The 6,728-nt window shown below is 47.6% G+C and carries 8 protein-coding genes; 4 read left to right on the forward strand and 4 right to left on the reverse strand.

What is annotated here, in order from left to right; genetic code table 11:
* Window positions 1-35 precede the first annotated feature (35 nt).
* The 4 genes from ACEPPX_RS09605 to minC are packed head-to-tail and all read right to left on the reverse strand — an operon-like array spanning window position 36 to window position 2,814.
* Window positions 36-956 (reverse strand): hydrogen peroxide-inducible genes activator, encoded by a 921-nt coding sequence (locus ACEPPX_RS09605; RefSeq protein ID WP_416623837.1) that lies wholly within the window; start codon window positions 954-956, stop codon window positions 36-38.
* A gap of 3 nt (window positions 957-959) precedes the next feature.
* On the reverse strand, window positions 960-1,223 hold the full coding sequence (gene minE / locus ACEPPX_RS09610; protein ID WP_047761612.1) for a cell division topological specificity factor MinE: 264 nt from the start codon (window positions 1,221-1,223) through the stop codon (window positions 960-962).
* Between the two features lie 3 nt (window positions 1,224-1,226).
* A complete protein-coding gene (gene minD, locus ACEPPX_RS09615) occupies window positions 1,227-2,039 on the reverse strand; it encodes a septum site-determining protein MinD (RefSeq protein ID WP_416623838.1) in 813 nt (270 codons plus the stop codon).
* A 52-nt stretch (window positions 2,040-2,091) separates the two neighbouring features.
* Complete coding sequence (gene minC, locus ACEPPX_RS09620; RefSeq protein ID WP_047761614.1) at window positions 2,092-2,814, reverse strand: septum site-determining protein MinC; 723 nt, start codon at window positions 2,812-2,814, stop codon at window positions 2,092-2,094.
* A gap of 384 nt (window positions 2,815-3,198) precedes the next feature.
* On the opposite strand from minC, the gene rpsL reads away from it, so the two are divergent.
* The 4 genes from rpsL to ACEPPX_RS09640 form a co-directional block, all read left to right on the forward strand.
* A complete protein-coding gene (gene rpsL / locus ACEPPX_RS09625) occupies window positions 3,199-3,570 on the forward strand; it encodes a 30S ribosomal protein S12 (RefSeq protein ID WP_002218431.1) in 372 nt (123 codons plus the stop codon).
* A 140-nt stretch (window positions 3,571-3,710) separates the two neighbouring features.
* Window positions 3,711-4,181 (forward strand): 30S ribosomal protein S7, encoded by a 471-nt coding sequence (gene rpsG, locus ACEPPX_RS09630; RefSeq protein ID WP_047761615.1) that lies wholly within the window; start codon window positions 3,711-3,713, stop codon window positions 4,179-4,181.
* 21 nt (window positions 4,182-4,202) lie between these two features.
* Window positions 4,203-6,305, forward strand: coding sequence for an elongation factor G (fusA, locus tag ACEPPX_RS09635; RefSeq protein WP_047761616.1), 2,103 nt, complete (start codon window positions 4,203-4,205; stop codon window positions 6,303-6,305).
* Between the two features lie 80 nt (window positions 6,306-6,385).
* Window positions 6,386-6,728, forward strand: a 343-nt coding sequence (locus ACEPPX_RS09640; protein ID WP_416623677.1) for a GTP-binding protein, incomplete at its 3' end; no start/stop codon positions are given.

Consider the following 6,728-nt stretch of genomic DNA (forward strand, 5'->3'; position numbering starts at 1 on the left):
GGATAATTTATGCCGGCCTTTTCGATGGAATCAGTTTATTCTTTGATAAAGCTGACACCGTTTAGGTGTGAAGAGAAGATAGCGTTACGAATGGCTGTCAAAGCTTTTGGCCTTACAAAATTGCGACGGTATGCCAACAATACGCGGCGGTGCGGTGCCGTACCTTCGAACGGAATGATACTAAACAGCATATGGTCGTTTTCCGTTAAGGCGGTGGCAGGCAGTACGCTGATAGCCAAGCCGCTGGCTACCATATGGCGGATAGTATTGATCGAGCTGCCTTGCAAGGTATTGGTTAGACCTAGAATTTTCTGCTTGGATGCCAATTCTGAACAACTGTCGAGTATCTGGTTGCGCATGCAGTTGCCTTCGGTGAGGAGCAATACTTGCTCTTCAGTGAGGCTTTGCGGTGATACGGCATCCAGTTCTTCGAAATGATGGCCTTTAGGCACAATAACAAAAAAGGGTTCGTCATACAGAGGAACGGTAACCACGCCCGGTTCATGGTAAGGTTCGGCGACTACAATCGCATCCAAATCACCACGTTTGAGCATATCGGTGAGGGATTGGGTATAGTTCTCTTCAAGCATCAGCGGCATTTTCGGTGCTTCGCTGCGCAATGAAAGAATCAGTTTGGGCAGCAAGTAAGGGGCTACGGTGAAAATCAGACCGAGCTTGAAAGAGCCTTCCAATTCGTTCTGTTCTTCGGTAGCCAAATGTTTGATGCGGTCTGCTTCATCTAAAACACGGCGTGCTTGAGCCACAATACGCTCACCGGCTTCGGTGGTAATAACTTCATTGCTGCTGCGGTCAAACAATGATACTGCCAGTTCCTCTTCCAGTTTTTTGATGGCAATGGAAAGGGTGGGCTGACTGACAAAGCAGCGCTGAGCCGCCCGACCGAAGTGGCGCTCTTGCGCCACGGCCACAATATAACGCAATTCGGTCAGAGTCATAGTTTAAGCCTTTTTAGCAGGTTCGGGCAGGGTGATATTCAGTTCCAATACATCTACGCCATCTTGTTTTTCTTGGGAAATACGGATGTCGTCGAGGGAAACATGAACATATTTTGACAATACTTCCAATAGCTCTTTCTGCAAGGTAGGCAGATAGTCGGGTGCCTGTGATTTCACACGCTCTTGCGCAATGATGATTTGCAGGCGGTCGCGTGCAACTTCGGCGGTTTTTTGCTTCTTGCCAAACAAGAGGTCAATCAATGACATGGTTTAGCCTCCGAATAATTTTTTGAAGAAACTTTTTTTCTCGGCTTCGAGGAAGCGCATTTCTCGGTTTTCACCCAAAAGGCGTGCCACTACATCTTTATAAGCTTCGGCGGCGACAGCATCATTTTGGTGGATAACCGGTGAGCCGGCATTGGATGCTTGCAATACGTTTTGTGATTCGGGAATAACACCGATCAGGGGGATGCGCAGAATATCGCAGATATCCTGCACGGACAGCATTTCGCCTTTCTCTACGCGCTCGGGTGAGTAGCGGGTAATCAACAGGTGCTCTTTCACGGTTTCGCCGTTTTCCGCCTTGCGGCTTTTGCTTTGCAAAATACCCAAGATACGGTCGGAGTCGCGTACGCTGGAAACTTCGGGATTAGTGGTTACGATGGCTTCGTCGGCAAAATAAAGCGCCATTAATGCACCTTGCTCAATACCGGCAGGAGAATCACAGATAACAAAATCAAAACCCATTTCTTCGGTAAGGGTTTTCAGTACTTTTTCTACGCCTTCCCGAGTCAGGGCATCTTTGTCGCGGGTTTGAGATGCGGGCAGGATAAAAAGGTTGTCGCAATGTTTGTCTTTAATCAGTGCTTGGTTTAGGGTGGCTTCGTCTTGGATAACGTTGATAAGGTCATAAACCACACGGCGTTCGCAGCCCATAATCAAGTCCAGATTGCGTAAACCCACGTCGAAATCGATAACGGCGGTTTTATGGCCGCGTAAGGCTAAGCCGGTTGCAATGCTGGCGCTGGTAGTAGTTTTACCAACACCGCCCTTACCAGAGGTTACTACAATAATTTTTGCCACGATGATTCCTTCTTTAACTTAAAAAATTGAATAACAGTCGGATAATTTGATGCTATTCGGCGTCAATGGCTCCGATAATTAAACGGTCTTCTTTCAAAGAAACCTGAACCGGCTTCTTATGCAGATGAGGTGGGAGGTCTTGTTCGAAATTTCGATAAATACCGGCTACAGATACCAGCTCGGCTTGCATCGAGTGTATAAAAATATGGGCACTGCGGTTGCCGTTGGCGCCGGCTAAAGCACGCCCGCGCATTGGGCCGTATACATGGATGTTGCCGTCTGCAATGATTTCCGCACCTTCGCTAACCATTCCGGTAACGATTAAATCAGCATTTTCCGCATAAACCTGCTGCCCTGTGCGGATAGGGGTATTTACGAATACGGTCGGTTGGCTGATGACTTGCGCTTTAACCGGCTCGGAAATTGATACCGGTTCGACAGTCGTTGGAGGGGACACGGGAATGCCGTCTGAAGCTGCTGCTGGGACAAAAGCCAAACCATTGGCAGAGGCGGTGTCTTCCCATGCTGTATTATGATGGCGCAAGCCGATAATGTTCAGACCGTGTTTTGCAAATAAAGTGCAGATCGTTGCCGTATCAAAGGCAGAAGGCTCGTCGAAGTCATACAGATCCAAGATAAAAGGCATACCTTTAAAATTCCGGTACTGATCAGCACGTTGCTGTAATAAAGTTTCCAGCTCGGTAATGTTGGACGTGTAAAGCCGGATGGCTAACGCATCAAGTCGTGCCGACTTCACATCAAAAGCAGGAGTCATACAATATTGCTACCATAAAAAAATTTAATAGGCTAAGTTTACCGCCTTAGTCAAATCTATTCAATCGCTAAAGGCCGTCTGAAAATAAATTAATTAAGGCCTACACCTATATAGGTTTACTAAAGGCGCAAGCCGTGAGAAATATCGGGTTGGGTTGGCCTTAGGGGGTGTGATTTAGTAGTTTAATTAGGATAGATGGTTCCGTAAATCAGGTTGATAAATGAAAACCTCTCCCACACTTGAGGTAACAATCAGGCTCTAAAATCTTGAGTAGTAAATGCTTTTGTTTTTCTTGGCTTGACTTGGTCGTTGAAAAGAATTTATAATTCCGCTCTTGTCGGCATGGTGCCGGCAATGTATATCACTCAATAGGAACGAGAAAATATGCCTACTATTAACCAATTGGTACGCAAAGGCCGTCAAAAGCCTGTGTACGTAAACAAAGTGCCTGCACTGGAAGCATGTCCGCAAAAACGCGGCGTGTGCACCCGTGTATACACCACTACTCCGAAAAAACCGAACTCAGCGTTGCGTAAAGTATGTAAAGTGCGCTTGACCAATGGCTTTGAAGTTATTTCATACATTGGTGGTGAAGGCCACAATCTGCAAGAGCACAGCGTTGTATTGATACGCGGCGGTCGTGTAAAAGATTTGCCGGGTGTTCGCTACCACACTGTTCGCGGTTCTTTGGATACTGCAGGTGTTAAAGACCGTAAGCAAGCCCGTTCTAAATACGGTGCGAAACGTCCTAAATAATCCGGCATACGGTTATTTAGCACACAGAATTAAAGGCACATAGGCGGCCTGAAACATAAATTAAAGGCTGTCGAGTAAGTGAATGCTTGTGATAGGCATTCATGGGATTGCCCCAACTGAATAGATATTAAGGAATTAAAATGCCAAGACGTAGAGAAGTCCCCAAGCGCGATGTTTTGCCGGATCCGAAATTCGGTAGCGTTGAGCTGTCAAAATTCATGAACGTATTGATGATTGATGGTAAAAAATCGGTTGCAGAGCGTATTGTTTACGGTGCTCTGGAACAGATTGAGAAAAAAACAGGCCAAGCAGCCATCGAAGTATTCAATACTGCAATTGCCAATGCAAAACCGGTTGTGGAAGTGAAAAGCCGCCGTGTAGGTGGTGCCAACTACCAAGTTCCTGTTGAGGTTCGCCCTTCACGCCGTTTGGCGTTGGCAATGCGTTGGGTGCGAGATGCGGCACGCAAACGCGGTGAGAAATCTATGGATTTGCGCCTGGCCGGCGAATTGATTGATGCTGCCGAAGGCCGTGGCGGCGCAATGAAAAAACGTGAAGAAGTACACCGTATGGCTGAGGCTAATAAAGCCTTCTCGCACTTCCGTTTCTAATTATTTAAAAAGGCGACTATCATGGCGCGTAAAACCCCCATTAGCCTGTATCGCAATATTGGTATTTCAGCCCATATCGATGCGGGTAAAACCACAACTACCGAACGTATTCTGTTCTATACCGGTATGACTCACAAGTTGGGCGAGGTGCACGACGGTGCTGCCACTACCGACTGGATGGAGCAAGAACAAGAGCGCGGTATTACCATTACTTCTGCAGCGGTATCTACCTTCTGGAAAGGTATGGGCGGTCAATTTAAAGAACACCGTTTCAATATTATCGATACCCCGGGACACGTTGACTTTACCGTAGAGGTAGAGCGTTCTATGCGCGTTTTGGATGGTGCCGTAATGGTTTACTGTGCAGTTGGCGGCGTTCAGCCCCAATCTGAAACCGTATGGCGTCAGGCTAACAAATACAATGTTCCGCGCTTAGCATTCGTGAACAAGATGGACCGTCAAGGTGCCAACTTCTTCCGTGCCGTAGAGCAAATGAAAACCCGTTTGCGTGCCAACCCTGTGCCTATCGTTGTGCCGATTGGTGCCGAAGACGCATTCGAAGGTGTGGTTGATTTGTTGAAAATGAAAGCCATTATTTGGGATGAGGCCTCGCAAGGCATCAAATTCGAATATGGCGATATTCCGGCTGATTTGGTTGCGACCGCTGAAGAGTGGCGCAATAACATGGTAGAGGCAGCTGCCGAAGCTAGCGAAGAGTTGATGGATAAATACCTCGGCGGTGAAGAGTTGACCGAAGAAGAAATCGTTGCCGCTTTGCGTCAACGCACTTTGGCCGGCGAAATTCAGCCTGTATTGTGCGGTTCGGCATTTAAGAACAAAGGTGTACAACGTATGTTGGACGCTGTTGTAGAGTTCTTGCCTGCCCCGACAGATATCCCGCCGGTTGCCGGTGAAACACCGAAAGGCGAAAAAGATACTCGCGAAGCTTCTGACGATGCCAAATTCTCGGCTTTGGCATTCAAATTGATGAATGACAAATACGTTGGCCAGCTAACTTTTATCCGTGTTTACTCAGGCGTACTGAAATCAGGCGATAACGTAGTGAACTCAGTAAAAGGTACCCGCGAGCGCATCGGCCGCTTGGTACAAATGACTGCTAATGACCGTGATGAAATCGAGGAAGTACGTGCAGGTGACATTGCGGCCGCTATCGGTTTGAAAGACGTTACTACCGGTGAAACCCTATGTGCCGAAGATGCACCGATTATTTTGGAGCGTATGGAATTCCCGGAGCCGGTAATTCACGTTGCCGTTGAACCGAAAACCAAGGCAGACCAAGAAAAAATGGGTATTGCCTTGAACCGTTTGGCAAAAGAAGACCCTTCATTCCGTGTTCGCACCGATGAAGAGTCAGGTCAAACCATTATTTCCGGTATGGGTGAGTTGCACTTGGAAATTATTGTTGACCGTATGAAGCGTGAATTTGGTGTAGAAGCCAATGTTGGCGCACCACAAGTTGCTTATCGTGAGACTATTCGCAAAGAAGTTGAATCTGAAGCGAAACACGTTAAACAATCAGGTGGTAAAGGTCAGTACGGTCACGTTGTCATCAAAATGGAACCGATGGAACCCGGTGGCGAAGGCTACGAGTTTATCGATGAAATTAAAGGTGGCGTAATTCCGCGTGAATTTATCCCGTCTTGTGACAAAGGTATCCGCGACACTCTATCAAACGGTATTGTTGCCGGCTATCCGGTAGTAGATGTACGTGTACGTTTGATTTTCGGTTCTTACCACGATGTCGACTCTTCTCAAATCGCCTTTGAATTGGCCGCATCTATGGCTTTCAAAGAAGGTATGAAGAAAGCCGCTCCGGTATTGCTGGAACCGATGATGGCCGTGGAGGTAGAAACCCCCGAAGAGTACATGGGTGACGTAATGGGTGACCTGAACCGTCGCCGCGGCATCGTACAAGGTATGGATGACGATGGTATCGGCGGTAAGAAAATTCGTGCCGAAGTACCTCTGGCCGAGATGTTCGGTTACTCTACCGACTTGCGCTCTGCTACCCAAGGTCGTGCGACTTACTCAATGGAATTCAAGCAATATGCTGAAGCTCCTGCACATATCGCAGCACAAGTAACCGAAGCCCGTAAAGGTTAAGGTTGCAAACAGGCCGTCTGAAATGTTTCAGGCGGCTATCAATTGATCTTTAATCGTTCTTTATATAAGGAAATTAGCTCATGGCTAAAGAAAAATTCGAGCGGAGCAAACCGCACGTAAACGTTGGCACCATCGGTCACGTTGACCATGGTAAAACCACCCTGACTGCTGCTCTGACCACCATTTTGGCCGAAAAATTCGGCGGTCAAGCCAAAGGTTACGACCAAATTGACAATGCCCCGGAAGAGAAAGCTCGTGGTATTACCATTAACACTTCTCACGTAGAATATGAAACTGAAACCCGCCACTACGCACACGTAGACTGCCCGGGTCACGCCGACTATGTGAAAAACATGATTACCGGTGCCGCTCAAATGGACGGCGCTATCTTGGTAGTATCTGCTGCCGATGGTCCTATGCCGC

This window comes from Neisseria sp. S1, from assembly GCF_048060015.1.
Classification (GTDB): domain Bacteria; phylum Pseudomonadota; class Gammaproteobacteria; order Burkholderiales; family Neisseriaceae; genus Neisseria; species Neisseria arctica.